Source organism: Actinoalloteichus fjordicus, assembly GCF_001941625.1.
In the GTDB taxonomy this organism is placed as follows: Bacteria; Actinomycetota; Actinomycetes; order Mycobacteriales; family Pseudonocardiaceae; genus Actinoalloteichus_A; species Actinoalloteichus_A fjordicus.
Genome location: NZ_CP016076.1, coordinates 2,904,288 through 2,929,504, shown reverse-complemented (window position 1 = coordinate 2,929,504; position 25,217 = coordinate 2,904,288). Strand labels below are relative to the sequence as shown.

23 protein-coding genes are annotated in these 25,217 nt (G+C 71.3%); 6 read left to right on the top strand and 17 right to left on the bottom strand.

Annotation, left to right across the window (positions count from 1 at the left end):
• Positions 1–253: 253 nt before the first annotated feature.
• Positions 254–904 (bottom strand): class I SAM-dependent methyltransferase, encoded by a 651-nt coding sequence (locus tag UA74_RS13070; RefSeq protein ID WP_232237737.1) that lies wholly within the window; start codon positions 902–904, stop codon positions 254–256.
• A gap of 381 nt (positions 905–1,285) precedes the next feature.
• On the opposite strand from UA74_RS13070, the gene UA74_RS13065 reads away from it, so the two are divergent.
• Complete coding sequence (locus UA74_RS13065; protein ID WP_075743757.1) at positions 1,286–2,365, top strand: GDSL-type esterase/lipase family protein; 1,080 nt, start codon at positions 1,286–1,288, stop codon at positions 2,363–2,365.
• 197 nt (positions 2,366–2,562) lie between these two features.
• On the opposite strand, the gene UA74_RS13060 is transcribed toward UA74_RS13065, so the two are convergent.
• Together UA74_RS13060 and UA74_RS13055 are read right to left on the bottom strand one after the other, a co-directional pair.
• Positions 2,563–3,015, bottom strand: coding sequence for an Lrp/AsnC family transcriptional regulator (locus tag UA74_RS13060; protein ID WP_075740481.1), 453 nt, complete (start codon positions 3,013–3,015; stop codon positions 2,563–2,565).
• Complete coding sequence (locus UA74_RS13055; RefSeq protein WP_075740480.1) at positions 3,012–4,169, bottom strand: M24 family metallopeptidase; 1,158 nt, start codon at positions 4,167–4,169, stop codon at positions 3,012–3,014. The genes UA74_RS13060 and UA74_RS13055 overlap by 4 nt, the downstream gene beginning before the upstream one ends.
• Before the next feature lie 145 nt (positions 4,170–4,314).
• Here UA74_RS13055 and UA74_RS13050 point away from each other — a divergent pair, with 145 nt between their 5' ends.
• Positions 4,315–5,277: a 5'-3' exonuclease gene (locus tag UA74_RS13050; protein WP_075740479.1), complete on the top strand. Its 963-nt coding sequence runs from the start codon at positions 4,315–4,317 to the stop codon at positions 5,275–5,277.
• A 217-nt stretch (positions 5,278–5,494) separates the two neighbouring features.
• On the opposite strand, the gene UA74_RS13045 is transcribed toward UA74_RS13050, so the two are convergent.
• The 3 genes from UA74_RS13045 to UA74_RS13035 form a co-directional block, all read right to left on the bottom strand.
• A complete protein-coding gene (locus UA74_RS13045) occupies positions 5,495–6,709 on the bottom strand; it encodes a GNAT family N-acetyltransferase (RefSeq protein ID WP_075740478.1) in 1,215 nt (404 codons plus the stop codon).
• A gap of 64 nt (positions 6,710–6,773) precedes the next feature.
• Positions 6,774–7,412, bottom strand: a complete 639-nt coding sequence (locus UA74_RS13040) for a DUF4333 domain-containing protein (RefSeq protein ID WP_075740477.1) — start codon at positions 7,410–7,412, stop codon at positions 6,774–6,776.
• Between the two features lie 169 nt (positions 7,413–7,581).
• Positions 7,582–10,620, bottom strand: a complete 3,039-nt coding sequence (locus tag UA74_RS13035; RefSeq protein WP_075764432.1) for a DEAD/DEAH box helicase — start codon at positions 10,618–10,620, stop codon at positions 7,582–7,584.
• 522 nt (positions 10,621–11,142) lie between these two features.
• On the opposite strand from UA74_RS13035, the gene UA74_RS13030 reads away from it, so the two are divergent.
• Complete coding sequence (locus UA74_RS13030) at positions 11,143–11,355, top strand: zinc finger protein (RefSeq protein WP_075740475.1); 213 nt, start codon at positions 11,143–11,145, stop codon at positions 11,353–11,355.
• A gap of 149 nt (positions 11,356–11,504) precedes the next feature.
• Here UA74_RS13030 and tatA read toward each other — a convergent pair whose 3' ends face one another.
• The 5 genes from tatA to pafA all read right to left on the bottom strand — a co-directional run bounded on the left by tatA (position 11,505) and on the right by pafA (position 15,639).
• Positions 11,505–11,912, bottom strand: coding sequence for a Sec-independent protein translocase subunit TatA (tatA, locus tag UA74_RS13025; protein ID WP_075740474.1), 408 nt, complete (start codon positions 11,910–11,912; stop codon positions 11,505–11,507).
• Positions 11,890–12,159: a bacteriophage holin gene (locus UA74_RS34255; RefSeq protein ID WP_075740473.1), complete on the bottom strand. Its 270-nt coding sequence runs from the start codon at positions 12,157–12,159 to the stop codon at positions 11,890–11,892. The genes tatA and UA74_RS34255 overlap by 23 nt, the downstream gene beginning before the upstream one ends.
• Before the next feature lie 4 nt (positions 12,160–12,163).
• The gene (locus UA74_RS13015; RefSeq protein WP_075740472.1) at positions 12,164–13,153 is read right to left on the bottom strand and encodes a helix-turn-helix transcriptional regulator; all 990 of its coding nucleotides are present in this window, start codon (positions 13,151–13,153) and stop codon (positions 12,164–12,166) included.
• The gene (locus UA74_RS13010) at positions 13,150–14,127 is read right to left on the bottom strand and encodes a helix-turn-helix transcriptional regulator (RefSeq protein ID WP_075743756.1); all 978 of its coding nucleotides are present in this window, start codon (positions 14,125–14,127) and stop codon (positions 13,150–13,152) included. Before UA74_RS13010 ends, UA74_RS13015 begins: the two co-directional genes overlap by 4 nt.
• A gap of 153 nt (positions 14,128–14,280) precedes the next feature.
• Entirely contained in the window at positions 14,281–15,639 is a 1,359-nt protein-coding gene (pafA, locus tag UA74_RS13005) for a Pup--protein ligase (protein ID WP_075740471.1), read from the bottom strand.
• A gap of 170 nt (positions 15,640–15,809) precedes the next feature.
• On the opposite strand from pafA, the gene UA74_RS13000 reads away from it, so the two are divergent.
• On the top strand, positions 15,810–17,204 hold the full coding sequence (locus UA74_RS13000; protein ID WP_083683171.1) for a bifunctional phosphatase PAP2/diacylglycerol kinase family protein: 1,395 nt from the start codon (positions 15,810–15,812) through the stop codon (positions 17,202–17,204).
• A 157-nt stretch (positions 17,205–17,361) separates the two neighbouring features.
• A complete protein-coding gene (locus tag UA74_RS12995; protein WP_075740469.1) occupies positions 17,362–17,847 on the top strand; it encodes a universal stress protein in 486 nt (161 codons plus the stop codon).
• A gap of 210 nt (positions 17,848–18,057) precedes the next feature.
• Here the strand turns inward: UA74_RS12995 and prcA are convergent, their stop codons facing one another.
• The 4 genes from prcA to dop form a co-directional block, all read right to left on the bottom strand.
• The gene (gene prcA / locus UA74_RS12990; RefSeq protein WP_075740468.1) at positions 18,058–18,846 is read right to left on the bottom strand and encodes a proteasome subunit alpha; all 789 of its coding nucleotides are present in this window, start codon (positions 18,844–18,846) and stop codon (positions 18,058–18,060) included.
• A 276-nt stretch (positions 18,847–19,122) separates the two neighbouring features.
• Entirely contained in the window at positions 19,123–19,968 is an 846-nt protein-coding gene (gene prcB / locus UA74_RS12985; RefSeq protein ID WP_075743755.1) for a proteasome subunit beta, read from the bottom strand.
• Between the two features lie 172 nt (positions 19,969–20,140).
• Positions 20,141–20,338 (bottom strand): ubiquitin-like protein Pup, encoded by a 198-nt coding sequence (locus UA74_RS12980; RefSeq protein ID WP_075740467.1) that lies wholly within the window; start codon positions 20,336–20,338, stop codon positions 20,141–20,143.
• An 89-nt stretch (positions 20,339–20,427) separates the two neighbouring features.
• Entirely contained in the window at positions 20,428–21,927 is a 1,500-nt protein-coding gene (dop, locus tag UA74_RS12975) for a depupylase/deamidase Dop (RefSeq protein ID WP_075740466.1), read from the bottom strand.
• Positions 21,928–21,983: 56 nt separating this feature from the next.
• Here dop and UA74_RS12970 point away from each other — a divergent pair, with 56 nt between their 5' ends.
• A complete protein-coding gene (locus UA74_RS12970) occupies positions 21,984–22,511 on the top strand; it encodes an NUDIX hydrolase (RefSeq protein ID WP_075764428.1) in 528 nt (175 codons plus the stop codon).
• A 249-nt stretch (positions 22,512–22,760) separates the two neighbouring features.
• Here UA74_RS12970 and UA74_RS12965 read toward each other — a convergent pair whose 3' ends face one another.
• Entirely contained in the window at positions 22,761–23,717 is a 957-nt protein-coding gene (locus UA74_RS12965; protein WP_075766111.1) for an aldo/keto reductase, read from the bottom strand.
• Between the two features lie 580 nt (positions 23,718–24,297).
• On the bottom strand, positions 24,298–24,831 hold the full coding sequence (locus tag UA74_RS12955; RefSeq protein WP_083683170.1) for a DUF3558 family protein: 534 nt from the start codon (positions 24,829–24,831) through the stop codon (positions 24,298–24,300).
• Positions 24,832–25,217 lie beyond the last annotated feature (386 nt).

Here is a 25,217-nt window from a genome sequence, read left to right as displayed (position 1 = left end):
TCCGTCGTGAGCGGGGATCAGCGTGGCTGAGCTGCCAGGCGACAGGAGAGCCACGACGGAGTCATGGTGGGGCGACGACCACTGCCGCCGATCGCCGCGCAGGCCCCGGGCAACAGGACAGCGGGGAGCAAGAACAGGCTCTCCGGCGGCGGTCCGGGTGGAGTCAATACGGCTGGACGTCGAGCAGTACGCATCCGAGCTACGAACCCACCGCGCAGGGACACCCGCGGCGTGGCCGCTCGGGCGTCGCTCGTCAGCGCAGGGACGTCGCCGGACGTCGAGAGAACAACGAGTACCGCCAGTAGAGCCGCCTGCGGATGACGACGTCGGGCAGCAGCAGTTCGGCCTCCCGGCGGATCTCCGCGAGGGTCATCCGAGGCTCGCTGACCGGCGCCGTGTCCACGACGGACGTCGCACGGCCGCGTAGCCGAGAGGAGAGGCGGACCGCGACGTTCGCCGCGAGGTTCGTCGGAGCGGCGATCAGGTCCGGGAGAAGGTCGGGCAGCGTGACCTGTCGGTAACAGCCGAGCACCGCCAGGACTCCGCCGGGCGTCAGGGCCCGAGACAGCCGAGTGATCGTCTCGGCGAAGGGCATGTGGTGGATGCTGGCGAGCGCGGCGATGTAGTCATAGCGGCCCTCGCCCAGGTCGTGCTCGGCGAGGTCGGCGTGCACGTACCGGACGTGCGGCAGGTCGGCAGACCGCGATCGGGCGGTCTCGATCACCTCGGCGGAGCGGTCCAGGGCGTCGACGGCACTCGCCCGCAGCGCCAGTCGCCGGGCGAAGACCCCGGTTCCGCAGCCCACGTCCAGCGCCCGAGCACAGTCCGGCGGAACCCGGCGCAGCAACGACCCGTGATAGAAGTCGTTGTGGTTGAAGCCGGGCCGTCCCACGCCGTCAGTCACGTGACTCGCGCCTCCTACCGGACGGATCGCTCACCGGTGTTCACCCGCCGGAATCCCCGATCGGCATCGGTGACGGGACGCAGCCGCCGTCGCGCCGTCTCCGGGTAGGACGACACCAACATCGTCGAATGCTATCGATCGCCGCGGGCCCTGCCGTGGCCCGGAGGGCGGTCCGCCAGTCCGGCCGTCGACGAGGCGGGTCGGCCCGGTCCGGGGCGCGCCGACGAGATCGGCACGACCGAAGGCGAGGGCGTCGCGACCGGAGACCGGTCTCAGGTCGAGACCGGCGAGCCGAGGTCGAGGGCGGTCCGGTCGATCACCGTCCTCGGTCCGGCCCGATGGATGGCGAGCAGTCACGACGGACTCTTAGACTGGACGACGATGCACCCTCCTCGCCACCGACTCCCGATCCTCCTGCTGATCCTCGCACCCGTGCTCGGCCTCGTGGTGCTGGTCGGCGACAGCCCCGTGCCGCCGAGACCCGGCCCGCCGCCCGGCGCCCCCGACGTGGTGGTGGCCATGGGCGACAGCACGATGTCGGGAGAGGGCGCGGGCGACTACGAGGTGGGCACCCACGGCGAGGACGGGAACTGGTGCCACCGCTCCCCCGCCGCTCTGATCAACCTCGTCGACGACGACGCCATCGACGAGCGGATCAACCTGAGCTGCTCGAGCGCTCGCTCCGAGCACCTGCGGATCGACGGCGACGGACAGCACGGCGCCGAGTCGCAGACGGCGCTGCTGGCCGAGCTGGCGGCGGAGAACCGCGTCCGGGCCGTGGTCATCGGGCTGGGCGCCAACGACGATCCCCGGTTCTCCGACGTGCTCAGCGCCTGTTTCCAGGCCTGGTTCCTCCGTAACGGACCGGGCTGCACCCACGGCGAATTCGAAGACGAGTGGCTGGACCGAGTCGACCGGATGGTCCCGAAGGTGAGCAACGTGCTGGAGGACGTCCGCACCGTGATGCGGGCCAACGGCTACCCGGACAACGCCTACGAACTCGTCGTGCAGTCCTACGCCTCGCCGGTGGGTCCGGACATCCAACGCGATCTCGGCAGCCTGGCGGGCTGCCCGTTCCGCGTCGAGGACGCCCAGTGGATGCGGGAGGTCGGCGTGCAGACCCTCTCCGACGGGCTGCGTCGCGCGGCCGACAGCGTGGACGCCCGATTCCTCGACTATGCGGAGGCGGGTGTCGGCCGCGAGGCGTGTTCCGCCGAGAAGCAGACCGAGGAGTGGTTCACCCGGCTCGTGGTCGACTGGTCCGCGCTGGAGGACGAGGACCGCGCCCCGCACGCCGTGCAGGAGTCGTTCCATCCCAATGCCGCCGGGCATCGCGCCTTCGCCCAGTGTCTGTCGGAGTTCCTCACCACGGACGCCTCGTCGGCCCGCTGCCTGCCCGATCAGCAGGGCGGTCTGCGGGCCGTCCCGGAGACGGGACAGACCAGTCAGGCCACCGGCTAGCGCCGGCCTCCGCCACGAACAGGCCGGGCCCGCAGCGCCGGTCTGTGCCCCTGCCCTTCTGTTGCGCGGGGGCCTGCGCGGCGATCTGCGGCGCCGTCGTCGGTCACCATGGCATCCGTGACGGCTTCCGCAGGCCCCCGGGCAGCTCGTCCACGCCGATCCCCGCTCACGACTCCAAGGGGATCAAAGACAGGCTCTCAGACGGCGGGCGAGCGGTTCTCGAACGGGGTGGAGAGGACGACCGTGGTGCGGGTGGCGACCTTGGCGGCCTCGCGAATCTGCCGCAGCAGGTCCTCCAGGCCTGCGGGCGAGGCGACCCGCACCCGCAGGATGTAGGACTCCTCCCCCGCCACCGAGTAGCAGGACTCGATCTGCGGGAGGTGCCGCAGCCGTTGCGGGTAGTCGTCGGGAGCGGCCGGATCGGTCGGCGTGAGCGAGATGAAGGCCGTCAGGCCGAGGCCGATCTGGTCGCCGTCCAGCCGCGCCGCGTAACCCTGCACGACGCCGCGCTGTTCCAGCCGCTTGACGCGCTGGTGCACGGCCGACACGCTCAGTCCCACCCGCTCGGCGAGGTCGGTGAAGCTGCAACGGCCGTCGGCGGCCAGCTCACGCAGGATCGCACGGTCAGTGGGTTCCAGGCCTGCGGTCATGCCGGTAGCACCGCGAGCTCGTGCGGCCTGGTGTTCACCGCCCGGACGCCGTCGGCGGTGACCACGACGATGTCCTCGATCCGCGCTCCCCAGCGGCCGGGCAGGTACAGGCCCGGTTCCACGCTGAAGGCCATGCCCTCCTGAAGCGGCAGATCGTTGCCGCCGACGATGTAGGGCTCCTCGTGCACGTCCAGACCGATGCCGTGTCCGGTGCGGTGGATGAAGAACTCGCCGAGTCCGGCCTCCTCGATGGTCCCGCGCGCCGCCGCGTCGATCTCGGCGGCCGTCACGCCCGGCCGGACCGCGTCCACGGCGGCCTGCTGGGCCCGCCGCAGCACCTCGTAGGCGTCGTGGACGTCGGAGTGCGCGGGTTCGCCGAGGACGTAGGTCCGGGTGCAGTCGGAGTTGTAGCCCGACTCGACGGGTCCGCCGATGTCGATCACCACCACGTCGCCCGCCTCGACGACGCGGTCGGAGACACGGTGATGCGGGCTCGCCCCGTTCGGGCCGGACCCGACGATCACGAAGTCCGGTCGGGTGTGTCCCTCGGCGACGATCGCGGCGGCGATGTCGGCACCGATCTCGGCCTCGGTGCGACCCACCCGCAGCCACTCGCCCATCCTGGCGTGCACCCGGTCGATGGCGGCGCCCGCTGCCGCCAGCCCCTCGATCTCCTCGGCGGTCTTGCGCATCCGCAGCTCGCGCAGCACCGGGCCGGTGAGGCTCTGTTCGATGCTCGGGTCCGCAGCGCGCAGACCGAGCACGTGCAGCGCCTCCAGCATGTCGCCGACGGCGACCCGACGGGGCGTCGATCCTCCTCGGGACAGCAGGTCGACGACCAGCCGGTAGGGGTCCTCGCCGTCCACCCAGGTGGCGATCTCCAGCCCGATCTCGGCGGCGGGCACCTCGGTGAATCCGGGGGCCTCCAGCTTGGGCAGCACCAGCACCGGGGCGCCGCCGATGGACGCGGCAGGCACCACGAGCGTGGTGAGCCGTTCTCGGGAGCCGCCCTCGACGCCGAGCAGGTACCGGAGGTCGGAGCCCGGAGCGACGACCAGCGCGTCGACACCCGCTTCCGTGCACGCCTCGCGGGCCCGATCGAGTCGGGAACGCAGCACCTGGGCGGGGGGCAGGGAGGAGGAAGTCGACGCCATGGGCGACAGCGTAGCGAGCCGCCCGCGTCGGGCAAGGCGCGTGCCTGCCCCGATACGCCGCCCCGCCGGTCGGGCGAGCGCCCGAGGGACCTCGGCAGCCGGGGATCGAGGCGCGATCGTCAGCCATGGCCGGCAGGCTGGGGCGGTGAACGCTCCCCTGGTGCTGCTCGACTCCGCGAGCCTGTGGTTCCGCTCCTTCCATGCCCTGCCCGAGTCGTTGACCGCCCCGGACGGCACGCCGGTCAACGCCGTGCGCGGCTTCGTCGACACCGTGTCGCGCATCGTGTCGGATCGACGACCCGGCAGACTCGTCTGCTGTCTGGACGCCGACTGGCGGCCGGAGTTCCGAGTGCGAGCGCTGCCCTCGTACAAGGCCCACCGGGTCGCCGAGGAGGCGCCGCACGAGGGCACCGAGCCCGGCGCGGCCGAGTCGGTGCCGGACACGCTGACGCCGCAGGTGCCGATCATCCTGGACGTGCTGGCAGCGGCGGGGCTGGCGACCGCCGAGGCAGCGGGCTTCGAGGCGGACGACGTGATCGGCACCCTCGCCGCCCGCGAGGACCGCGATCCGGTGGAGATCGTGACCGGCGATCGCGACCTGTTCCAGACCGTGCGCACCGAACCGACGTCGGTGGTCGTCCTCTACGTCGGGCGAGGCTGGCTGAAGCGGGACCGGATCGGCCCGGCGGAACTGGCGGCGAAGTACGGGATTCCCGAAGAGGGCGCCGGTTCCGCCTACGCGGAGATGGCGATGCTGCGCGGCGATCCGTCCGACGGGCTGCCCGGCGTGCCCGGCATCGGCGAGAAGACCGCGGCGAGACTGATCACCGGCTTCGGCTCGCTTGCCGCGCTGCGGAAGGCGGCCGAGGAGGGCTCGGCGGGGATTCCCGCTCGAGCACGGGCAGCGCTGCTCGGCTCGGCCGACTACCTGGACGTCGCCCCGACCGTGGTGCGAGTGGCGCTCGACGCGCCGATCAGCGGGAGCGACTCCGACCTCGTCCCGACCCGGCCCGCCGACCCGGCCCGGCTCGCCGAGCTGGGCGAACGCTGGGGACTCGGCGGTTCACTCGGTCGACTGACTCACGCTCTGGGGGCAGCAGACCGATAGGGGCGAAGGCACCGACGGATCGATCGAGGAGGCCCCATGGCGCCGGCCGCAGGGGCCGAGCCACTCGACGAGCGGCATCGGGCCCCCGCAGGCACCGGAGCCCTGCGGACGGCGGCTCCGGCGGCCGCAACGCGCCGGTTCACCTGCGCCAGGGGATGAGCGAGCCGCCGGGTCCGGCCGGGTGAAGACACCGTCGCAGAAGGGCCTCGCCCGGCCGTCAGAAGAAGGTGCCGCAGTACGGGGGCGTCGGGGTGCGGAACAGTCGGTCGGCCCGGCCCAGTGCCGCCTGGCCGGGTTCGCCGGACCAGGTGATCAAGCCGTTCTCGGCGAGCGTCGACGGCGCGACGTCGCCCAGATAGAGGGCGCCGAGCGCGGCCACGCCCATCACGAGATCTGCGGTGGCCTCGGTACGGCGGGCGCCGTCGGCGCCGACCCGGTATCGGCCGGTGTTCGCGGGCAGCAGGTCGTCGACCAGCTCGATCACCACGGGCTCCGCGTCGCCGTACGACCGGGCCGCCAAGGCGGCGGACACGTCGAGCAGGCGCAGCCAGGTCGAGTCGGTCACGCCGTCGACGCCCACGGCCCGGCGATCGACGAGTGACCACTCCAGCGGGTCGTCCAGCGGCTGCGAGCCTGCCTTGATCACGGCGGTCAGGTCGAGGCCGATCAGGAAGCGCCAGAGTTCCCGGATCGCCGTCGGCGTCGCGCCGTGCAGGTCCTCGACGCGCAGTTCGGCGCGAAAGCCGCCCGACTTCACGGCCCGGTAGGTGACGAAGCCGTCGGCGACGCCGTCGGCGTTGGTGTGCACCGCCGTGCGGGCGAGACCGTCGAGCTTGGTCTCCCGCACCCGCCAGATGCCCCACAGCCCGGCCGGGCGAGTCATCATGCCCGGTCGGCGCAGACCGATCTGCTCGTAGAGCGCGGGCAGCAGGGTCTCGGCCTCGGCGGCGTCGATCAGCCGGGTCCGGCCGACTCGCGGAAGATCGGGCCGGATCTCGGCCGTCGACGGGTTCACCGTGATCGATCGCACCCGCTCGGCGACGCCGTAGCCGAACCGCCCGTAGATGGTCGCCTCGCTGGCACGCAGGGTGGCGATGACATCGCCCTGCTCCACGAGGCTGCTCAACTGGCGACGTTGCAGGGCCGTGAGGATGCCGCGTCTGGTGTGATCGGCACGCACGCCGATCCTGCTGACGGCGCCCATCCTCGGCACCGCGCCGCCGGGCACGGCCAGGGCGGAGGGATAGGACATCGCGGTGCCGACCAGTTCGTCGCCGTCGAAGGCGCCCAGCGCTCGTCCCGGCACATAGCTGGGCCGCAGGTTGTCGAGTTGTTCGGCGGCGGTGGGGGGAAGGTGGAGCGTCCCCAGGAAGAGGGCGTCCGCTGCGGCGATGTCGGCGTCGTCGAGTGTTCTGATCTGGTAGTCGGGCACGTCGACGATGATGCCTGGTGGGCGCGCGGAAATGCGAATGCCTTTCACTGCGCGCCCGACCAGGTCAGGAGGGCTGGCCCACCTGGTACTCGCCGTCGTCGGTCTGGACGGAGATGGTGATGCGGGACGCCTCGCCGTCGACCGTCGCGGTGCACTCGAAGGAGGTGCCCGCCTCCAGCGGCTGGCCCGCCGGGCAGCTCACCCCGGTGACCTCACCTGCGCCGTAGTCGTCCTCGACGATCCGGGTGACCGCCTCGGCGACCGCGTTCTCGTCGAACACCCTGGTGTTGAAGAAGCCCGGCCAGACGAAGCCGAGGACGGCCAGTGCACCGAGGAGCACCACGACGATGCCGGTGATCACCCAGGGCAGTGCGGTCTTCTGCGGCTGCGGCGGCGGACCCTGCGGGTAGCCGTACCCGCCGGGCTGGCCGTAACCCTGCTGCGGGTAGCCGCCCTGCTGCGGGTAGCCCTGCTGCGGGTAACCGCCGGTCTGAGGATAGCCGCCGTACTCCTGACCAGCAGGCGGCTGGCCGTACCCCTGGCCCGCAGGCGGCTGCCCGTAGCCCTGCTGCGGGTAGCCGCCGTAGGCGCCCTGCTCCGGCGTCCCGCCCGTGGGAGTGCCGGGGTTGTAGCCCCCGTAAGGCTGCTGTCCCCACTGCTGCTGCGGGTCGTTCCCCCCGGACGGTCCGTACGGGCTGGTCATGGTTCGCCTCCGGGTCGACGCTGGAATGCGCGTGGCTGTTCGAGGGATCTGGTGCGGAGTCTCGTAGAGCGAAGTCTTCGTCACCGATCCGCGCGATCAAACCATAGTCTCTGTCGCTGACCACACCGAACAGTCGATGCCGTAGTAGTGCTGTGACCGGGAGTCGTTCTCACGACGTGCTCATCGCGACGACTCCCCGACGCAGGGCGACGACCGCCTTGGCTGCGGCGGCACCCACCGGATCCCGGGTGCCGACCACGTCACGAAGCTGGTCGAGCAGGTCCACGACCTGACGACACCAGCGCACGAAGTCGCCAGCCGACAGATCATGGCCCGTGCTCTCCGCCGCCGTCAGCACCTTCTCCAGCGACTCGCCGCGCGCCCACCGGTACACGGGCCAGGCGAAGCCCGCGTCCGGTTCGCGGGTGCGGTCCAGCCGGTGCCGCCGCTCGTCGTCCTCCAGATCGGCCCAGATGCGGATGGTCTCCGCCAGTGCGTCGGTGACCGGTCCCTCCGGCAGGGCCGCGACCGGGCCGGTGTCGCGACGCGACTCGAAGACCAGCGCGGAGACCACCGAGGCCAGCTCGGCCGGTCCGAGGCCTCGCCATACGCCGTGGCGCAGACATTCGGCCGCCAGCAGGTCGGACTCGCTGTAGATGCGGGCCAGCCGCCTGCCGTGTTCGCTGATCGTCTCCTGATCGACGACCACGACCGTGCCCTTGCCGCCGGGTGCCGCGCCGACGGCGGACACGGGGCCGACGGCGGACACGGCGTCCCTCGAAACCTCGGCAGGCTCGGCCTCGGCCTGCTCCGCCTCCGCAGCGGAACCGGCGGTCTCCTCGGCCACACCGGTCTCCGCAGTATCGCCGTCGGTTCCCGTCGCTCCCGCGCTCGCGGCGTCGTCCGCGTTCACGGCAGCGGTGGCGCCCTCGGCGTCCGGACCGCCGGGGACGGCGGGTGCAGGAGCCAGATAACCCCTCGCCCGCAGCAGCGCCCTGATCCGGTCGAAGGTGCGCACCAGCGAGTGGGTGGTGCCCGCCACCTTCCGGCGGAGCTGGTCGTTCTCACCCGCGAGACGATGGTGTCGCTCGGCCCATCTCGCGTGGTCCTCTCGCGAGTCACAGCCATGGCAGGGGTGGGCGCGCAGTGCACGACGCAGGGTGTTCAGCTCACCGTCCTCGTGCGGGGCACCCGGCCGGCTCCTGCCCCGGGCTGGCACCGCGATCCCGGTGTCGCGCAGCGCCGAGGCCAGGTCCCGCCTCGACCGGGGCGAGCGCACCTCGACGTCCTTGGGCAGCCGCATCCGGCCCAGCGCCTCCACCGGCGTCGGGAAGTCGACCACCGACAGCCTGCCCGCCCATCGATCCTCGGTGACCACCAGCGGGCGCGGCTCGTTGAGCGGGTCCAGGCCGGGATCGACGACCACGGCCAGCCCGGACCGCCTGCCAGCGGGCACGGCGATGACGTCGCCCTTGCGCAACCGCTCCAGCGAGGCCGCAGCATCGGCGCGCCTGCCTGCGGTGTTCTGCTTGGCCAGGACCTTCTCCCTGGCGGAGACGCGACGTCGCAGCTCCATGTACTCCTCGAAGTCGCCGAGGTGACAGCTCGCGGACTCCCGATAGCCCGCCAAGGCCTCCTCGTTGCGTTCGATCCGGCGAGACAGGCCGACCACCGAGCGGTCGGCCTGGAACTGGGCGAAGGACTGCTCCAACAGGTCGCGCGCCGCCGGGACGCCGACCCGGTGCACCAGGTTCACGGCCATGTTGTAGCCGGGCCGGAAGGAGGAGCGCAGCGGATAGGTCCTGGTCGAGGCCAGCCCGGCGACCTGCCGCGGATCGACGCCGGGCTGCCACATGACCACCGCGTGACCCTCGACGTCGATGCCGCGCCTGCCCGCCCTGCCGGTGAGCTGGGTGTACTCCCCCGGCGTCAGGTCGACGTGTGCCTCGCCGTTGTACTTGACCAGCTTCTCCAGCACCACGGTCCGCGCGGGCATGTTGATGCCCAGTGCCAGCGTCTCCGTGGCGAAGACGGCCCGGACCAGCCCGCGCACGAACAGCTCCTCCACCGTCTCCTTGAAGGCGGGCAGCATTCCCGCGTGGTGGGCGGCGACCCCGCGCTCCAACGCCTCTCGCCATTCCCAGTAACCCAGGACACCGAGGTCGCCGTCCGGCAGGTCGACGGTCTTGAGGTCGATGACGCGACGAATCTCCTCGGCCTCGGCCTCGGTGGTCAGCCGCAGCCCGCCGCGAACGCACTGGGTGACGGCGGCGTCGCAGCCCGCTCGACTGAAGATGAAGACGATCGCGGGCAGCAGCCCGGCGGCGCCGAGTCGCTCGATGACGTCGGTGCGCGCGGGCGGCCGGAACCGGGCGGGATGCGAAGCGCCGTTCCGTCGGTCACGCGGCCCCCGGTCCCGACGCGGCCCCCGCCAGGCAGGCTCGCTGCGCTCGGTGTTCTGCACCTGACGCAACAGGTTCGGGTTGAGCTTCAGCTCGCCTGCGGACTCCCCGCCGAACAGGTCCATCGTGCGGCTGCCGACCATCATGTGCTGCCAGAGCGGCACCGGTCGATGCTCGTCGACCACCACGGAGGTGTCGCCTCGGACGGCCACCAGCCATTCGCCGAACTCCTCGGCGTTGCTGACCGTCGCCGACAGCGACACCAGGCGGACACTCTCCGGCAGATGGAGGATGACCTCCTCCCACACCGCGCCCCGGAATCGATCCGCGAGGTAGTGGACCTCGTCCATCACGACGTAGCCGAGCCCGTCGAGGCTGGACGAGCCCGCGTAGAGCATGTTCCGCAGGACCTCGGTGGTCATCACGACCACGGGGGCGTGGCCGTTGACTGCCGCGTCGCCCGTGAGCAGCCCGACGTTCTCGGCGCCGTGTCGGGCACACAAGTCCGCGTACTTCTGATTGGAGAGCGCCTTGATGGGCGTCGTGTAGAAGCACTTCCTTCCCTCGGCGAGTGCGAGATGGACGGCGAACTCGCCGACGACGGTCTTGCCCGCGCCGGTCGGCGCGCAGACCAGGACGGCGTGTCCCACCTCCAGCGCCCGGCAGGAGGCGAGTTGAAACGGATCGAGCTCGAAGGCGATCTCGCTGAGGAACTCCGTCAGCCTCGGATGGGCCTGACGTGAGCGGGCAGCGGCGTAACGCTCCGCAGGAGACGTCGCCGAATTGTTCGAAGAGCGTGCGGCCACGGCATCAGGCTTTCACATCGGGCCGACGTGCACCCGAGTCTTCGGCGGTCTGTTCACACCTGTCGGACGACGGCGCCGGGACGAGAGCGGAGCGGGGCGGTCCTCGGGCGGCGGCGCGGCGTCGTTCGGCGCGGACCAGCCGATACACCAGCCCGACGTACCGACGTCAGCCAAGTGGGACCGAAAGGAGGACGGGCGAACGGCCCGGCCGCCCGTGCCGACCGGCGCTGCGGCGCCACGCGAGGTGCTGCGATGCCCGTCGATGCCCCGACGGTCCGGCGGGAGCCGGGCGGGCGGCGAGGCCCTCGCGCAGGCGAGCTCGGCAGGCGGACCGCGGCAGGGAGGGACTTCGGCCGGAATCGGCCGGAGCGGAGCAGGCCGCCCCCGGACGGAGACCGCAGGCGTCACTAGGAAGGCGGAACCTCTCGCCATCAGTCGTTCAGCGTCGTTAACGTGGTGAGGCGAGATCATCACCGGCCGTGGTGATCCTCGCTCTCACGGACAGCAGAGGGGTGTGCACTGGTGAGCGTCTACCACTGGCAGCCTGCGAGCAGGCAGCGCCATGTGCTGCCCGGACCACGCGGCACGTACAAAACCGGAGACAAGGCGACCGCCCTGTGCGAGGAGTTGGTCGAAGTGGCCGACACGGCGACCATGGCGCGATTCTGGGCGAGCTGCGAGAAGTGCTGGGAGGCAGCCAAGCAGGTCGACATGTCGGCGACCAGACCGCGCTGAGGAGGGCCGTGAAGCGGCATTGTGAGACGAGGCCCGGAGCATCATCCCGGTGCCTGCTCCGGCCGGACGGCGAGCAGCCGACCGGCCGGGACTGACGGCGGAAACGACGGGCAGGAGACAGGCAGCGCCCAGACCCGGGCGGACGGGACCTACTGCGCGGGCGGCGTCTGCGTCGTCGAGGGCTGCGGCTGGGCAGCCTGCTGCGGTTCGGCGGCGGGCTGGGCGACCGGCTGCGCGACGGGCTGCGGAGCGGCGACCGGCTCGGCGACGGGCTGCGCCTGCGGCTGCGCGACGGGCTGCTGCACGACCGGCTGCGCGACCGGCGGCTGGGGAGCGGCCAACGGCTGCGGCGCGGCCGCCTGGGCCGGATCTGCCTGCGGCGCGGCCTCGGCGGCCGCCTCGTCCTTGCCGTCGTTGCGCATGCCCTTGGTCTCCGCCTTGAGGATGCGGGCCGACTGGCCGAGCGAACGAGCCATCTGCGGCAGCTTCGTGGCGCCGAACAGCAGCACGAGCACGCCCGCGATGATCAGGATCTCAGCGGTTCCCAGGTTGAACATTGATGATGCTCCCGTTCTCGTCCGTGTGCCCGTGCCGAGGCCTTGACATGGGCCGACGCCGCTCCTTCACCGCCACCTCCACGGCAGCGAGCCGTGCTCGGAGCAGGCCGCCCCGGTCCTCGACGGTACGCCGCAGTCGCGACTGCGCACGACGCACCGTCCGCACGGACCTTAGTAGTCGGAGCACGACGACGACCAGGAGGAGGAGACCGAGGGCGATCATCAGCCCGCTGAGCAGATACGACACGGCCTTACCGTAGTCCGTCGGCGATGAGATCGGCGGCGAGCTTCTCACCGAGCAGCAGCGCCTCCGACGCCTGGCTGCGGACCGCCTCGGCGAGGCTGCGGGGCTCCAGCACCCGCACGCCGCTGCCCAGTCCGAGCACCAGGCGCAGCATCCACGAGCTGTCGGAATAGCGCATGGTGACCCGCAGGCTGCCGTCCTCGAGTTCGACGGGCTCCTCCACCGGGTGATACTCGGCGACCCAGCGCGCGTCACGACCGAGGACGAGCACGGCCGCGAGCTGGTCGGGCGCGGCGCGGAACGGTCCGGTGGTCAGATCGACGGGCTCGGCATGCTGCGGCGGGGCGGCGGGCTCGTCGGTCACCTCGGCCTGGTCGACGCGATCCATCCGGAACAGGCGCATCCCCTCGGCCGAACGGCACCAGCCCTCCAGGTACTCGCGGCCGTCCAGCAGGACCAGTCGTGTCGGGTCGACCGTCCGTTCGCTGATCTCGTCGCGCGAGGCCGTGTAGTACCTGATCCGCAGGGCCCGCCGAAGCTCCAGTGCCCGCTGCGCTGCCTCCTGCACGCCAGCTCGGACCGCGCCTCGCCTGCCGAGGCCGACCACGACGCCCGCTGGCTGGGCCCGGCCGACCGCGGCCTCGATCTTGGCGACGGCACGGACGACCGCGTCGACGTCGGCGAGTCCGGGGTCGTCGGTCAGCGCCCGCAACGCCACCAGCAGCGAGGTCGCCTCGGTCGTGGTGAGCCGCAGCGGCCTGCTCATCCCGGCGTCGTAGGAGACCATCACCGACTCGTCGTCGAATGACAGGTCGATCAGGTCGCCGGGGCCGTAGCCGGGCAGCCCGCACATCCACAGCAGCTCGAGGTCCTTGCGCAGCTGTCGAGGCGTGACGTCGAAGTCCGCCGCCGCCTCGGCCAGCGGGATGCCCGGTCTGGCCAGCAGGTACGGCACCAGAGCCAGCAGGCGGGACAGCCGTTCGGACGAGGCGCTCATCGTTCTCCCTCTCCCATCGCGCCGAGCAGCACCTCGCGCACGGACTCCCGCAGCGACTCCGGCTCGACGACCAGGACGTCCGGACCGTAGCCCGCGATCCAGTCGGAGGCGGAGCCGGAGTGGTTGAACTCGATCTCCAGCAGGTCGCCGTCGATCCCGCCGACGACGCGCTCGCCGGTCGTCCTGCCGTGCCTGCGCAGCCCGTTGGCCCGGTCCTTGGCGATCCAGAGCAGTGCGGGCGGCGCGGGCGGCGGCGGCTCGGCGGTGGCCGCGACGATCGACAGCAGGTCGACGCCCTCCGGACGCTGGACCGCGCCGTCGGGACCGGAGGTCGTGACCGGCCCGACGATGCGCGAGAGCCGGAAGCATCGGGTGGCCTGGCGGTCGAGATCGTGTCCGACCAGGTACCAGCGCCCGCGCCAGGACACCACGCCCCAGGGTTCGACGACTCGGCGCATCGGCTCAGGACTGCTGCTGCGCCGGTGATCGAAGGTGACCAACCGCCCTGCCTGCACCGCCGCGTGCAGCACGGCGAACGACGGCTCGCTGATCCGCACCCTGGGCTCCACGGCGGGAGCGGTGCCGTGATCGACGTCCACGCCCGCGGCTCGTAGCTTGACCACGGCCCGGCGAGCGGCGTCGGCGAAGTCGTGCGAGTCCCAGAGCCGGGCGGCCAGTGCCACGGCGGCGGCCTCGTCGGGCTCCAGGTCGATCTCGCCCAGCTCGTAGTCCCGGCGGGCGATGCGGTACCCCTCGGTGCCGTCGAAGCCGGAGTTTCGGCCGGTCTCCAACGGAATGCCCAGGTCCCGCAGCTCGGCCTTGTCCCGTTCGAACATCCGGAAGAACGCGTCGCCGGTGGGCGCGTCCGCGTAACCGGGGACGATCCCCCGAATTCGATCGGCGCCGAGGAACTGACGGGTGGAGAGCAGGCACAACACCAGGTTCACCAGGCGCTCAGCGCGTGCAGTCGACACGATCGGCACCCTAGTCGTTGCGGGTGGCCCGTCGTGACGCGACCGCCTGATTTCCGGCCGAAGGTCCGTGCCTGGGCGATCAGGCCGCAGGCAGGCGGGGTGCGGGCCGGGCGGGGCCGCTCGTGGCGACGAGTCACCCCGCCCGACGCCCGGTCACAGCGACGCGATCAGCCGCTCCACCCGTTCGTCCACGGCACGGAACGGGTCCTTGCACAGCACGGTGCGCTGTGCCTGGTCGTTGAGCTTGAGATGCACCCAGTCGACGGTGAAGTCCCGGTTGGCGGTCTGGGCCGCCGCGATGAAGTCGCCGCGCAGCTTCGCCCTGGTGGTCTGCGGTGGCGTGTCCTTGGCGGCCTCGATCTCGCCGTCGTCGGTGACCCTGGCGACCAGGTCCTTGCGTTGCAGCAGGTCGAAGAGCCCCCGGCCCCGACGGATGTCGTGGTAGGCGAGGTCGATCTGCGCGATGCGCGGGCTGGACAGCTCCAGATCGTGCTTGTTCCGATAGCGATCGATGAGCCGCTGCTTGACGGCCCAGTCGATCTCCCGATCGATGAGGCCGAGGTTCTGCTGCTCGACGGCGTCGAGCGTGCGACCCCACAACTCCACCACGCGGTCGAGCAGCGCATCCGGCTCGCGGTCGCGCAGGTGCTCGACGGCCTTGGCGTAGTAGTCCCGCTGGATGTCCAGCGCGGAGGCCTCCCGGCCGCCCGCAAGCCGAACGTTGCGCCGCCCGGTCAGGTCGTGGCTGATCTCGCGAATGGCCCGGATCGGGTTGTCCAGCGTGAAGTCGCGGAACTGCACGCCCGCCTCGATCATCTCCAGCACGAGGTGCGCGCTGCCGACTTTGAGCATCGTGGTCGCCTCGGACATGTTCGAGTCCCCGACGATCACATGGAGCCTGCGGTAGCGCTCGGCGTCGGCGTGCGGCTCGTCCCGCGTGTTGATGATCGGTCGAGACCGCGTGGTCGCGCTGGAGACGCCCTCCCAGATGTGCTCGGCCCGCTGCGACAGGCAGTAGACCGCGCCCCGAGGGGTCTGCAGGACCTTGCCCGCACCGCAGATGAGCTGGCGGGTGACGAGGAACGGCAGAAGGACGTCGGCGATCCTTGCGAACTCGCCTGCCCGCCCCACCAGGTAGTTCTCGTGACAACCGTAGGAGTTGCCCGCCGAGTCGGTGTTGTTCTTGAACAGGAAGATGTCCCCGCCGATGCCCTCGTCGGCGAGCCGCCGCTCGGCGTCGACCAGCAGATCCTCCAGGACCCGCTCGCCCGCCTTGTCATGGGTCACCAGCTGCGCGATGTCGTCGCACTCCGCCGTGGCGTACTCGGGGTGCGAGCCCACGTCGAGGTAGAGCCGCGAGCCGTTGCGCAGGAACACGTTGGAGGAGCGCCCCCAGGACACCACCCGTCGGAACAGATATCTGGCCACCTCGTCCGGGGAGAGCCGACGCTGCCCGTGAAAGGTGCACGTCACCCCGAACTCGGTCTCGATCCCGAAGATCCGCCGCTGCATGGGTCCACAGTAAGCGCTGCGACGGGATTCCTCCGTGATCCGTTCGGGGAAACGCTAGCGTCTATCCGGTGTGGAAATGGCTGCGCAGCGTTGCAGGTGAGGTCGACCGCCGGGATCGAGAACTCGTCCGGCGGAGTTCACGCCTACCGAAAAGCCCTGTCGACCCCCTGATGAAGGAACTGGGCACGGCCGCCAACCACAGTCTGCTGTGGTTCACGGCCGCCTCGGTGCTCGCATTACGCAAGGGGCCGACACGCCGAGCGGCGTGGCGCGGGCTCGCCGCGATCGCCGGGGCGAGCGCACTGGCCAACGCGGTCGGCAAGCCGCTGTTCCCTCGCAGGCGCCCTGCGGTGGAGCTGATTCCCGAGTCACGTCGGTATCGGAATCCCCCACGGTCCTCGTCCTTCCCCTCCGGACACGCCGCCTCGGCCGCCGCCTTCGCCACGGCGGTGGCCATGGAGAGCCCTCGGACGGCCAGGGTGGTGGCGCCGTTGGCCGCCGCGGTGGCCTTCTCGCGGGTGCACACCGGAGTGCACTGGCCCAGCGACGTCCTCGGCGGTGCGCTGCTCGGCGCGGCGGTCGCCGGGGCCACCCGACGCTGGTGGCCGGTCCCGGAGGAGGTCTACGACGGCCCCGGCGTGGAGGTGGACCTCCCCCCGCTCAGCGACGGCGCGGGCCTGGTGCTGCTGATCAATCCCGGTTCGGGGCTGGAGGGCGAGGACGCGGGCGAACAGATCGCCCAGGCGTGGCCGGCGGCCACCGTGGTCTACCCGAAAGAGGGCGTCGACCTGATCGACCAGTTCGCCGAGATCGTGGACGGACTCGGCTCGGCCGTGCGGGCGGTCGGGGTCTCCGGCGGTGACGGCACCGTGGCGGCCGTGGCGGCCGTCGCCGCCGTGCGCAAGCTCCCGCTGCTCGTGATCCCCGGCGGCACGCTGAACCACTTCGCCCGCGACATCCGGGTGGACGGGCCGACCGCGGCGACCATGGCAGCCGAGCACGGCACCGGCATCGAGGTCGATCTGGGCAGTGTCGAGATCGACGGCCGGATCGAACGGTGGTTCCTCAACACGGCGAGCCTCGGCGGCTATCCCGACCTGGTCGGATACCGGGAACGCTGGGAGGACCGGTATGGCAAGTGGCCTGCGGCGGCTGCGGCGCTGGTACGGGTGCTGCGCGAGTCCCGGCCGCTCACGGTGCGCATCGACGGCCGGGTCCGACAGGTGTGGCTGCTGTTCGTGGGCAACGGCGTCTACACGCCGCGCGGCTTCGCCCCGATGATCCGCGGCGGGCTGCACCACGGCACGCTGGACGTGCGCTATGTGCGCGCCGACGTCCGATTCTCCCGGCTTCGGTTCGTGCTGGCCGCCGTGACCGGCGCACTGCATCACAGTCGCACCTACGTGCAGCGCGAGTGCGCGGAACTGGTCGTGCAGGTGGCGGGCGACCCCGTCATCGCGGCGACCGACGGCGAGGTGGGCCCGGCGGGACGTCGATTCCGCTTCGCGGCCCACTGCGGCACGCTCCGGGTGTATCGGCCGCGCCTGAGCAGAGTCGAGCCGTGACCACCCTGGATTTCCCCCGAACGGCAGCTCGCCACAGTAGTGTGGCATGTCTCACGCTGGAGCGAGCGACGCAGGGAGGCCGTCATGCCGAAGATCGTCGAGGTCCACCGTTCGAGACAAGACCCCCACACCCCGCCGCGATCGGGCCGGTGACGCCATGCGCGCTGACCTGGACATCGACGGCGGCGTCGTCGTCGGCATCGACGGCTCGGACGCCTCGCTCCACGCCCTGTCCCTGGCGTCCGACGAGGCCCGGCGGCGAGACTGTCCGCTGCACGTCGTGCGCGCGTGGACCCTGCGCACCGCGCCTCGGCCGCCGGACGTCCCGCCGTCGGCGGTCCCCAGCGTCGCCGAGTTCCGCGACTGGATCGTCCTGCGTACTCGGGCGCTCGTCGAGCACACCTTGCCCGATCCCGAGAATCTGGCCAGGGTTCAGCTTCATCTGCCGCGTTCCCAGGCCGTCGGCGCGCTGTTGACGGCCGCGGAGACGGCCGACCTGCTGGTGGTGGGCCACCGGGGTCGCGGCAGCAGGCTGATGCTCGGGTCGGTGGCGGCGATCTGTGTCCGCCGTGCGGGGTGTCCGGTGCTGGTCACCCGGCCGCATCACCGTCGCGCGTCGAGGCGGAACCCCGCAGCAGGCTGAGTCGCGCATCCGCCCGGGTTGTTCGCCGGGCCGGGGCAGGCCGCGTCGGAGGTCGGCAGGCGATCGGCGCTCACCGAGTCGTTGACGACGTCGGGACGCGCCGTGGTCGCCCATCGTGGCCGGCCGCACTCGGCTCGCACACCCCGCCGGCCCCGGCCGTCGCCCGACTGGCGGCGGGCCGGGGCCGGGGCCGGGTGGCGTGACTCGGTCCTACTTCTTCTCGTCCGGCGCGGCCGAGGCGTCCTCGGGCTTCTCGGCCGTCGCGGGCTCGGTCTTCGCGGCGCCCTCGCCGAGCATCTCCGTCACGACGGCCGGGGGGATGCGTCGGAAGGCGCGATGCGGCCGATCCCGTTCCAGCACGGCCACCTCGAGCTGGCCGAGGGCGGGCTCTCTCGCCTCGCCCTTGCTCGCCGTCCCCTTGCCCGTCGTCGGTTCCGTGGTCAGGGCACTCACGGCACTCCGCAGCGTCTCGGCCAGGCTCGACGAGGCGTGGTCGGAGTCGCGCAGTGCGCCGGAGATGGTCTCGGCCTGACCGCCCATCACGACGAAGCCGGGCTCCTCGATGATGGAGCCGTCGTAGGTGAGGTGGTAGAGCTGGTCGAGATCCGGCGAGGCCCCGACCTCGGCCACACAGATCTCCACCTCGTAGGGCTTGATCTGCTCGGTGAAGATCGCGCCGAGCGTCTTGGCGTAGAAGCTGGCCAGCGACCGACCGGAGACGTCTCGACGGTCGTAGGCGTAGCCGGTCAGGTCGGCGTGCCGGATGCCCGCCACCCGCAGATTCTCGAACTCCGGGTAGCGACCGGCAGCCGCGAATCCGATGCGGTCGTAGATCTCCGAAACCTTGTGCAGCGTCTTCGACGGGTTCTCGGCGACGAAGAGCACGCCGCCCGCATAGGTCAGCACGATGGCGCTGCGGCCCTTGGCGATGCCTTTGCGGGCCAGCTCGGACCGCTCGCGCATCAACTGCTCTGGCGAGGCGTAGAACGGCATGCTCACGAGGGACGCTCCTGGCGTGGTCGGGCGGGCACGGAATGAGTGGGAGTAGTCAGTGCCTGCGCGGGGCGGGCGGAGGGGGTCGACGTCCGAGGGGAACGGACGCGAGCAGGCGGGAAACCCTGGGCGACGCCCACAGCGCGGGCCGACGCACGTCGGGCGTGATCGACGACGGCGACGGGCACGGGGCACGGCACCGCCCGCCGAAGCGCGCATCGGGCGATCGACTGCCCCGACACGGCGGGCGAGACGCGCAGGAAGGCGCGGGACACCACGGACTCAGCCGCCCGGATTCTCCTGGCGGCCTGCCACCACCGCGCGGGCGACGGCCTCGGCCCGATCGTCGTCGAGTCGCACCGCCCCCTCCGCCCCGGTGATCAGGACCACCGTCGGATAGATCCGGCGGACGAGGTCGGGATGGCCGGTCGCCGTGTCGTCGTCGGCGGCGTCGTAGAGGGCCTCCACGGCGACCCGCACCGCCGCGTCGGCGTCGGCGTCGGGGTCGTGTCGCTTCTTCAAGGCCGACTTGGCGAACAGCGAGCCGGACCCCACCGCGTGATAGCCGGCCCGTTCCTCGTACCGGCCGCCCGCGACGTCATAGGAGATGATGCGGCCCGCCCGGTCGGGGTCGGCCGCGTTGACGTCGTAGCCCACGAACAGCGGGACGGCCGCGAGCCCCATCATCGCCTGCTCCAGGTTGCCCCGGACCATGCCCGCGAGCTGGTTGGCCTTGCCGTCCAGCGACAGCGAGACGCCGTGGATCTTCTCGTAGTGCTGAAGCTCCACGGTGAACAGCCGGGCCAGCTCGACGGCGATCCCGGCCGCTCCCGCGATGGCCACGGCGGAGTGGTCGTCGGTGACGTACACCTTGTCCACGTCCCGCTGCGCGATCAGGTTTCCGCTGGTGGCGCGGCGGTCCCCTGCGATCAACACGCCACCTCGGAAGGTGACTCCGACGATCGTCGTGCCGTGCGGCGCGTCCACCCGGCCCCCGTTCTCAGCTCGGCCGCCGGGCAGCAGCCCCGGTGAGGCCGCCCGGAGGAAGTCGACGAAGGACGAGCCCGGCGCGAGGTAGGCGGCGGGCAGCACGGCGCCGGACGAGGGCGCGACCGAGGACTGTTCCATCGACGCGATGATCTCCTTGATCTGAGGAAGGGTGGCGGGTCGCCGACGGCGGGATCTGATCCCGCCCTCGGCGGAGAGGGGCACCTCGGCTGCATCCGACGGCACCTCGGCAGAGGAGAGTGCCTCGACTGCATCCAATGGCACCTCGGCGGAGAAGAGTGCCTCAGTGCGGCTACTCGCCGCCCTTCTGGACGTAGGCCCGAACGAAGTCCTCCGCGTTCTCCTCGAGCACGTCGTCGATCTCATCCAGGATCGTGTCGACGTCCTCGCCGAGCTGCTCGCGGCGTTCCTGGCCGCCGGTGCCCGCGTCCGGGGTCTCGTCCTCGTCGCCGTCACCGCCGCCATGGCGTTGCACTCGTTCCTGTGCCATCTCGCCTCCCTTATTACAGTGGAGCCCGCCATCAACATTACCCAGCAGTGCCTGCCCTGTCGCCTGTCGACGCGGGCCGGTCCGGGTCCTCAACGACGAGTCAAGGAGTCCACCAGTTCCTCCGCCGTCTGTGCCGCCTCCAACAGGTGTCCGACGTGCGCCTTCGTGCCGCGAAGGGGTTCGAGGGTGGGAATCCGCACCAGCGAGTCTCGACCCAGATCGAAGATCACCGAGTCCCACGAGGCGGCCGAGACCGCCGAGGGGTAACGCTCCAGGCAGCGGCCCCGGAAATAGGCCCTGGTGTCCTCCGGCGGGGCGGTCACCGCAGCCAGGACCTCTTCCTCCGCGACGAGCCTGCGCATCGAGCCGCGCGCGACCAGGCGGTTGTAGAGGCCCTTGTCGAGCCGGACGTCGGAGTACTGGAGGTCCACCAGGTGCAGCCGGGGCGAGGCCCAGCCGAGGCCGTCCCGGCTGCGGTAGCCCTCGAGCAGCCGGAGCTTGGCAGGCCAGTCGAGCCGATCGGCGCACTCCATCGGGTCACGACCGAGGGCGGAGAGGATCTCGCCCCAGGCGGCCAGCACGTCCCGCCCCGGCGGTTCCACGCCACCCGCCTCGGCGAAGCGCTCGGCCCGCTCGTGATAGGCCCACTGCAGGTCGAGGCCGGTGAAGCGGCGGCCGTCCGCCAACGAGACGGTGGCCCGCAGGCCGGGGTCGTGGCTGATGGCGTGGACGGCGTGGACGGGATCGGCGAGCCGGAGGTCGTCGAACCGGTGGCCGGACTCGATCATGTCCAGGACCAGCGCCGTCGTGCCCAGCTTGAGATAGGTCGAGGTCTCGGCCAGGTTCGCGTCACCGATGATGACGTGCAGCCTGCGGTACTTGTCGGCGTCGGCGTGCGGCTCGTCACGGGTGTTGATGATGCCCCGCTTGAGAGTGGTCTCGAGGCCGACCTCGACCTCGATGTAGTCGGCGCGCTGTGAGAGCTGGAAGCCCGCGCCGTCGCCGGATGCGCCGAGGCCGACCCGCCCGGAGCCGCAGATCACCTGCCTGGAGGCGAAGAAGGGCGTCAGACCTGCGACGACGGCGGTGAACGGGGTGCTGCGTGCCATCAGATAGTTCTCGTGCGTGCCGTAGGAGGCACCCTTGTTGTCGATGTTGTTCTTGTAGAGCTGGAGCCGGGGCTGGCCGGGCACGGTGGCGGCCCGCATCGCCGCCGCCTCCATGATCCGCTCGCCCGCCTTGTCCCAGATGACCGCGTCGCGAGGGTTGGTGACCTCGGGTGCCGAGTACTCCGGGTGCGCATGGTCGACGTAGAGCCGGGCGCCGTTGGTGAGGATGACGTTGGCGGCACCGAGATCGTCGGAGTCGGGATCGGCGGACGGGAAGTGACCCGCGCCCAGATCGAAGCCGCGCGCGTCGCGCAGCGGGGACTCGACCTCGTAGTCCCACCGGGCCCGCCGCGACCGAGGGATGTCCGCCGAGGCCGCATAGGCCAGCACCACCTGCGTCGAGGTGAGCACCGGATTGGCGGTGCTGTCCCCCGGCACTGCGATGCCGTATTCCACCTCGGTGCCCATGATCCGCCGCATGGTCGTCAGCCTACGGGTTCAGGGGGTCTGACGGTCAGTGGTGAGAGGATCACTCGATGGGCACTCCAGACGAGCTGGTCGCCGTGTTCGACGCGACCGGCAGCCGGATCGGAGCCACCACCCGCGCAGACATGCGAGCGCGCTCGCTGTGGCACGCCGCGAGTTCGGTTCTCGTCCGATCGGGTAATGGCAGGCGGGTCTACGTGCATCGGCGGACCGAGACCAAGGACGTGTTCCCCGGCAGGTACGACTGTTGGGCGGGCGGGGTGCTGGGGGCGGACGAGGAGATGGGCCAGTGCGCACGGCGTGAGCTGGCCGAAGAACTCGGCGTGAGCGGAACACCGCTGGTCCGACTGTTCGACGGCCGGTACGAGTCCGACACGGTGCGGCTCTTCACCACCGCATTCGAGGTGCGCTGGGACGGCCCGATCCGGCATCAGCTCACGGAGATCGCCGAGGGCGGCTGGCTGGACCTGGCGGCGTTGCGCGCCAAGGTCGCGGACCCGGCCTGGCCGATGGTCCCGGACGGCCGCGAGCTGGCTCGGCGGTGGCTGACCCTGCTCGACGCGGGCGAGTTCGACTGATCAGCGCTCGACCGATCGTCGAGCGACGGACCACTCTCCCCGGCCGGTCACCTGTTCGACAGTCTCACCCGTTCGGCGGACATCGCAGTCCCGGACGGGCATCACGGTCGCCTCGGGCGGGGCGTCGCCTGCCGTTCGGCGCCGCGATTCGGGAAGCCGTCGGTGTCCTCGGCGGTGCGGACTCGGGCCTCGGATCGAGGACCGCGGCCGTCACCGGACCCGAGGAGACGAGTCAGGTCCAGGGACGGGTCAGGTCCAGGACAGCTCGGCACGCTCGTTCCAGTACCGGTCGGCGGGGACGGCGAGGCCGAGCAGCGCGTCGAGTTCGGCCGCATCGAGGCGCAGGCCGTCGACGGCGAGGTTGGCGCGAAACTGTGCGGGTCCGGCGGGTCCCAGCAGCACGGTGTCCACCCACGGTCGAGACAACGCCGCCGCCAGCGCGACCGCGTCCGGACCGACCTCGTGCCTACGGGCGATCTCGGCGAGCACCTCGGGCGGACGCACCACCAGCCTGCCGTTGGCCAGCGCCTCCTTCACCAGGACGTGGAAGCCTGCTGCGTGCGCCTCGGCGAGTGCGCCGCCCACTGAGGGCTCCAGGGGATTCCACGTCGACTGCACCGTCTGGAACAGCCGCCGTCCGTCGACCTCCAACGCCGAGGCCCTGCGCACCGTGTCGGCCTGGCGGGGTCCGGAGGTGGAGAAGCCGAGCCGGACTCCCTCGCCCGCGATGTCGGCGAGTTCGGCGAGCAGGTCGGCGTCGTCGAACAGCGGACTGTCCCAGGTCAGCGAGTGCACCTGGTAGAGGTCGATCCGGTCGCCGAGGAGATCCCGGCTCTGCGCCCACTGGGTTCGCAGTCGGGCCGAGGAGTGCTCCTTGACCTCGTGCACGGGAGCATCGGCCCGCCAGTCGGCGACGTAGGCGTAGCCCCACTTGCTCGACACCATGACGTCGGTGTGCCCCCGGTCGTCGAGCCAGTCCGCGAGGAACTCCTCGGAGCGACCGTAGGACCGGGCGGCGTCGACCCAGCGGACGCCCTGCGCATAGGCGACGTCCAGCGTCGCCCAGGTCGCCGCACGCATCGCCGCGACGGTGCGCTCCGCAGGCAGCTCCCGCTCTCGGCCGAGGTTGATGTAGGCGGGACGGCCGAGGGCGGCCAGCCCCAGTGCCAGGCGGGGGACGACCGGGCGATCAGACGTGTCGGACACGGACGCCACGGTAACCGCAGGCCGCTGGCCGAGCCGAGACGGCACCGGTCGCCGGTGCGAGCGCTGTCCGCACGGCACGGGAGATCTGCGGCACCGCCGTCGGCGGTCGACGCCGGTCGGCCGAGCAGCGCTCGCGGTGCAGCGCACCGCCCGACTGGGCGATGCCGAGGATCAACAGCCCCGCCGTCACCCTGCCGCCGGACCGATGCTCACGCGGCAATGGTCACCGCAGGCGAGGGCGGCAGAGACGGCCCTCCGGACCTCGTCGAGACCCGGCCGAACGGGCGACGGTCAGGATCAGGACCGCCCCGAAGGCGAGGCGGGCGCCGCCGGTCACACCCGCCGCACCGCCTCAGCGCCACGGGCACCGCAGTCCCGTTCCGTGCCGAGTCCCGGAGATCGAGTCCCGGTGGCTGCGGGAACGCTCGTCGGCAGGCCGGATCACCTACCCTCGCTGGGCCCCGCTCCGCTCGCAGCCGTCGGGGGCCTGCGGACGACGACGTCCGTCGGGGTCCCGCCGGACAGCTGGCAATCCTGGCCGGGAGCGGACCGAGGACACGCCTGCCGAACTGCCTACCGATCAGCGGTTGTTCAGGACCTCGGTCGCCAGCCGCGACGCCACCTCGCACGACGGCTCGTCCTGACTCAGCCGGACGTCCACGCTGAGCGCCGCACCGTCGACGTCCACCAGGACCGCACAGCCCTCGGCGGTGGCGCCCTGGCTGCCCGGCAGACCCGCGATCTCCACCGCCGAGATCTCCCCGGTGATCAGCGTGTCGGACTCCACCCATTCCGAATACGGCGCGCCGGTGACCGCCGTGATCGTGGCCCCTTCGAGGTAATCCCGATTAGTCCAATTGCAGGTAGGCCCCTGCATCCGATTGGTGGTGTAATTCCCCGTCGCGTCGGGTAATTCGTCGAGCACCACCTGAGTCGGCTCGTCACAGGCTCGTTTCGTGGCGGCGATCAGTTCGTCCTCGGCGGTCTCGACGACGCTTCGGATGTCGGCGTCCCCACCGGGGGCGGCGGAGTCTGCCTCGCTGCACGCGGCCACGAACAGCAGCAACACCGCCGACGCGCCCACGCCCGCCAACCGAGGATTAGGAATCGACATATCAACTACCTCTGTAATCGCATCGGGCAAATGACGCTCATGGGGCTCGCCAGCCGAGCAAATCCCACTTCGTGGACTCGATCAGTGCGGGCGACGGCATTCTCCGGACCGCACATCGACCCCACACCTCGCCGTCGTCACTCGAACTTTGGAAGCGAAGATCACCATACACAGCGGGCAGGCCCGGATTGCAAGATCGAAAAGAAGTCACCAGAAGCGAAATTTTCACCGGAGCAGCGGGCTGGCCGCTGACCTGCGTGATCAGCCTGCCCCGAGCGGGGACCGGGGCGGCGATCGCGGACCTTCCTGCCCACCCGTTGAAATTCAGACCACCGCAAGCAATTCACCAGATAGGCACGGCAGCCCGAAAGGAATTCGCGAGAACC

What these genes read in the sequence shown, in the direction of transcription:
- prcB (WP_075743755.1), bottom strand. Translation starts at nt 19,968, where the DNA reads ATGGAACAGTCCTCGGTCGCGCCCTCGTCCGGCGCCGTGCTGCCCGCC.
- tatA (WP_075740474.1), bottom strand. Translation starts at nt 11,912, where the DNA reads ATGTTCAACCTGGGAACCGCTGAGATCCTGATCATCGCGGGCGTGCTC.
- UA74_RS13060 (WP_075740481.1), bottom strand. Translation starts at nt 3,015, where the DNA reads ATGACCGCAGGCCTGGAACCCACTGACCGTGCGATCCTGCGTGAGCTG.
- UA74_RS13040 (WP_075740477.1), bottom strand. Translation starts at nt 7,412, where the DNA reads ATGACCAGCCCGTACGGACCGTCCGGGGGGAACGACCCGCAGCAGCAG.
- UA74_RS13000 (WP_083683171.1), top strand. Translation starts at nt 15,810, where the DNA reads ATGAAGGAACTGGGCACGGCCGCCAACCACAGTCTGCTGTGGTTCACG.
- UA74_RS13015 (WP_075740472.1), bottom strand. Translation starts at nt 13,153, where the DNA reads ATGAGCGCCTCGTCCGAACGGCTGTCCCGCCTGCTGGCTCTGGTGCCG.
- UA74_RS13055 (WP_075740480.1), bottom strand. Translation starts at nt 4,169, where the DNA reads ATGGCGTCGACTTCCTCCTCCCTGCCCCCCGCCCAGGTGCTGCGTTCC.
- UA74_RS12995 (WP_075740469.1), top strand. Translation starts at nt 17,362, where the DNA reads ATGCGCGCTGACCTGGACATCGACGGCGGCGTCGTCGTCGGCATCGAC.
- UA74_RS12955 (WP_083683170.1), bottom strand. Translation starts at nt 24,831, where the DNA reads ATGTCGATTCCTAATCCTCGGTTGGCGGGCGTGGGCGCGTCGGCGGTG.
- dop (WP_075740466.1), bottom strand. Translation starts at nt 21,927, where the DNA reads ATGCGGCGGATCATGGGCACCGAGGTGGAATACGGCATCGCAGTGCCG.
- UA74_RS12970 (WP_075764428.1), top strand. Translation starts at nt 21,984, where the DNA reads ATGGGCACTCCAGACGAGCTGGTCGCCGTGTTCGACGCGACCGGCAGC.
- pafA (WP_075740471.1), bottom strand. Translation starts at nt 15,639, where the DNA reads ATGCAGCGGCGGATCTTCGGGATCGAGACCGAGTTCGGGGTGACGTGC.
- UA74_RS13065 (WP_075743757.1), top strand. Translation starts at nt 1,286, where the DNA reads ATGCACCCTCCTCGCCACCGACTCCCGATCCTCCTGCTGATCCTCGCA.
- UA74_RS12980 (WP_075740467.1), bottom strand. Translation starts at nt 20,338, where the DNA reads ATGGCACAGGAACGAGTGCAACGCCATGGCGGCGGTGACGGCGACGAG.